We start from the raw sequence: 2,782 nt of genomic DNA on the forward strand, positions 1-2,782 counted from the left end.
GACTGATAAAAGACGGGAGCAGGCTATGGAGGTTTACGGGAAGCTCTGTCAGAAACGGGATCCCCGGAAGGCTGTCTCGGCTATGCCGGGTTCCTGGCGGAGACCGCAAAAGGCAAACAGGAAGTTAACACGGCTCTGGCGCTTCTGGACAGAACCTGCAGTCTTGCAGGGCAGGGGGAGCTCTGTCAAAACGCCGGAAAGCTCCGGGAAAAGATCCTCGGCAGGACTCCGGACAAGGCAAATTCCGCAAAGAAGCCTCCGGAGCAGAAAGCGGCCCCGGCTCCTGTTCCGGAGGCTCCCGAAAAGCTCCGGGAAGCCTGCAGCCAGGAGGACACCGCGGCCTGCCTGAAACTGGGCGCTTATTATGAGCATGACGAGGGACTCCTGCCTGATAAAAGACGGGAACAGGCCATGGAGGTTTACGGGAAGCTCTGTCAGAAACGGGATCCCCGGGGCTGTCAGGAATTCCGCCGGCTTAAAAACGCCCTGGGGAGGTAGCAGCAGCCAGCGCTGCTGAAAACGCAGAACCGTTTTCCGGAAGATTACCTCCCGACCAGGCTTCCGGCAGGAGATCCGGTTTTACCAGAAAAGAGAGCAATGCCATGTATCCACCGCCCATAAACCACCAGCGCCATCCGGGCTGCGCGGAAGCCTTGTTAGTGGTACTGCCATTTGTCATATTCGGAGCGTTATTATATTTAGCCATCGACATGGAGGAAGAAAAAGAGCGGCGGGCCAGAACGCATGTGCCGGATAAATTTCTCTGCGGCAGAGGGATCGACTGTCATCTCGCCGGTTTAAAAGATTATCGGGCCGGGAATTACGAAGACGCCGCCCGGCTTTTGGCCACTGGCTGTGAACATAACTATCCCGCAAGCTGCACCCTCTGGGGGCGCATGGCTCTTGACGGAAAAAATCCTTCCGCCACCCCGGCGGAGGGGCAGCGCTATTTCAAAATAGGATGCCAGAAGAGGGAGCCTGATTCCTGCCATTTCCTGGCCGACACCTATTACCGGCATTTCCTAAACCGTCCGGAAGGCATGGATATAGTGAGATGGGCCTGGCCCAGATCCTGCGAACTGGGATCTCCGGAAGGCTGTCTCGGCTATGCAGGGTTCCTGGCGGAGACCGCAAAAGGCAAACAGGAAATTAATGCGGCTCTGGCGCTTTTGGACAGAACCTGCAGTCTCGCGGGGCAGGGGGAGCTCTGTCAAAACGCCGGAAAACTCCGGGATAAGATCCTCGGGGTAACAAACAGCAAAGCGGATTCCGAGAAGGAAACCCCGGAGCAGGAAGCCGTCCCGGCTCCTGTTCCGGAAACGCCTGAAAAGCTCCGGTAAGCCTGCAGCCAGGAGGACACCGCGGCCTGCCTGAAACTGAGTGCTTATTATGAGCATGATGAGGGACTCCTGCCTGATAAAAGACGGGAACAGGCCATGGAGGTTTACGGGAAGCTCTGTCAGAACCGGGATCCCCGGGGCTGTCAGGAATTCCGCCGGCTTAAAAACGCCTTGGTGAGGCAACCGGAAGCTTTACGGAATAATCAGTTAAAGACAAAAAAGGGGCGATAACGGCAAATGAGATATCAGAGACCGGGATCGGTGATTTTTGGTAAATGCTTCGCTATTGCTTTCATAATTTTTGTCCCTCTGGGGCACTGCCTGCTTCAAAATGCGATGGATCTCCATAATGACTTGGAACGGGAGCAGGCTGAAAGAAGACGTCCTCCTATGGAAAACAGCGACTGTCAGGTTCTTTTCCGGGTGCGGAAGCTGCGCGTATATCTCCATGCCTTTACCGAGGCGGAAATAAGCTGCCAGCAGGGCTATGCCTTTTCCTGCATCATGCGGGGATTCCTGGCTCTGGAGTACGGGGAGATCATGAATGAGATGGCTGAAGCCCGGAAGACGGCGGAAGAATATTTTAAGAAGGGCTGCGCCAAAAAGGATTACCCGGTCTGCCGCGTAATTTCGGAAACCCGCCGGGACGGCCGGCCCCGGGATCTTCAGGATGAGGACAGGATTAAAACCGGGATCCTGATAATGGGGTGCGAGCTGGGAAGCCCGTTAGCCTGCGGGGATGCGGCCCGGACGGTTTTTAACGCCGGGGACTATGAGAAGGCCCGGGTCTATGGCGCCCGAGGCTGCGCCATGAAGGATCGCAAAGGGAATCCCTATCTGGATCCCCCAAGCTGCCGGTACCGGAGCCTCGCCCTGAAAAAGCTTGCGGAGACTGCCCCCGGAACCGGGACAGCGAGAGCCCCGGCAAACAGCATAATTGAAAAAACAGGAACAGCAGATGAGATTTGAAAGACCGAGATCGGCAAAACTAGGAAACTTATTCTGGAGTGTGTTCATAATTTGTTTAGCGCTTGGCTACTTTCTGATCCGGAATGCCATGGAGATGCAATATAAGTTAGAGCGCCAGGAGTTTGAAAGCTATAAAAGCAACTGGATAAACGAAGACTTTCAAAGTGTTTTCAGGATGCGGGAGCACGGCGTGTTTCAGATGGCCTTTACCGATGCGGAACGAATCTGCCAGGAAAAAGGCTACGCCGCTTCCTGTCTCCTGCGGGGACTTCTGGCTCTGGATCCCGGTGATGCCAAGAATGATCCGGAGACGGATCGCGCCATCGCGGAAAAATATTTTAAGATGGGCTGTCAGGGGGAAGAGTTCCCGGTCTGCCGCGTAATTTCGGAAACCCGCCGGGACGGCCGCCCCCGGGAGACACGGGATGAAGAAAGAATTATCACCCTAAATTTCGTGGAATGGTATGGTGTCT

Annotated in this window: 5 protein-coding genes; 3 read left to right on the top strand and 2 right to left on the bottom strand. The window is 55.4% G+C overall.

Going from position 1 to position 2,782, the window contains the following annotated elements:
- Window positions 1–48 precede the first annotated feature (48 nt).
- Window positions 49–372, bottom strand: coding sequence for a hypothetical protein (locus tag ACJROR_RS14650; protein ID WP_406547741.1), 324 nt, complete (start codon window positions 370–372; stop codon window positions 49–51).
- 103 nt (window positions 373–475) lie between these two features.
- Complete coding sequence (locus tag ACJROR_RS14655) at window positions 476–604, bottom strand: hypothetical protein (protein WP_406547742.1); 129 nt, start codon at window positions 602–604, stop codon at window positions 476–478.
- On the opposite strand from ACJROR_RS14655, the gene ACJROR_RS14660 reads away from it, so the two are divergent.
- The 3 genes from ACJROR_RS14660 to ACJROR_RS14670 all read left to right on the top strand — a co-directional run.
- Window positions 603–1,340: a hypothetical protein gene (locus ACJROR_RS14660; protein ID WP_406547743.1), complete on the top strand. Its 738-nt coding sequence runs from the start codon at window positions 603–605 to the stop codon at window positions 1,338–1,340. The genes ACJROR_RS14655 and ACJROR_RS14660 overlap by 2 nt on opposite strands.
- 237 nt (window positions 1,341–1,577) lie before the next feature.
- A complete protein-coding gene (locus tag ACJROR_RS14665) occupies window positions 1,578–2,309 on the top strand; it encodes a hypothetical protein (protein ID WP_406547744.1) in 732 nt (243 codons plus the stop codon).
- 94 nt (window positions 2,310–2,403) lie between these two features.
- The coding region (locus ACJROR_RS14670; protein ID WP_406547745.1) for a hypothetical protein at window positions 2,404–2,782 on the top strand (379 nt) is incomplete at its 3' end.

This window comes from Succinimonas sp., from assembly GCF_045225735.1.
In the GTDB taxonomy this organism is placed as follows: Bacteria; Pseudomonadota; Gammaproteobacteria; order Enterobacterales; family Succinivibrionaceae; genus Succinimonas.

What these genes read in the sequence shown, in the direction of transcription:
- ACJROR_RS14650 (WP_406547741.1), bottom strand. Translation starts at nt 372, where the DNA reads ATGCTCATAATAAGCGCCCAGTTTCAGGCAGGCCGCGGTGTCCTCCTG.
- ACJROR_RS14660 (WP_406547743.1), top strand. Translation starts at nt 603, where the DNA reads ATGTATCCACCGCCCATAAACCACCAGCGCCATCCGGGCTGCGCGGAA.
- ACJROR_RS14655 (WP_406547742.1), bottom strand. Translation starts at nt 604, where the DNA reads ATGGCATTGCTCTCTTTTCTGGTAAAACCGGATCTCCTGCCGGAAGCC.
- ACJROR_RS14665 (WP_406547744.1), top strand. Translation starts at nt 1,578, where the DNA reads ATGAGATATCAGAGACCGGGATCGGTGATTTTTGGTAAATGCTTCGCT.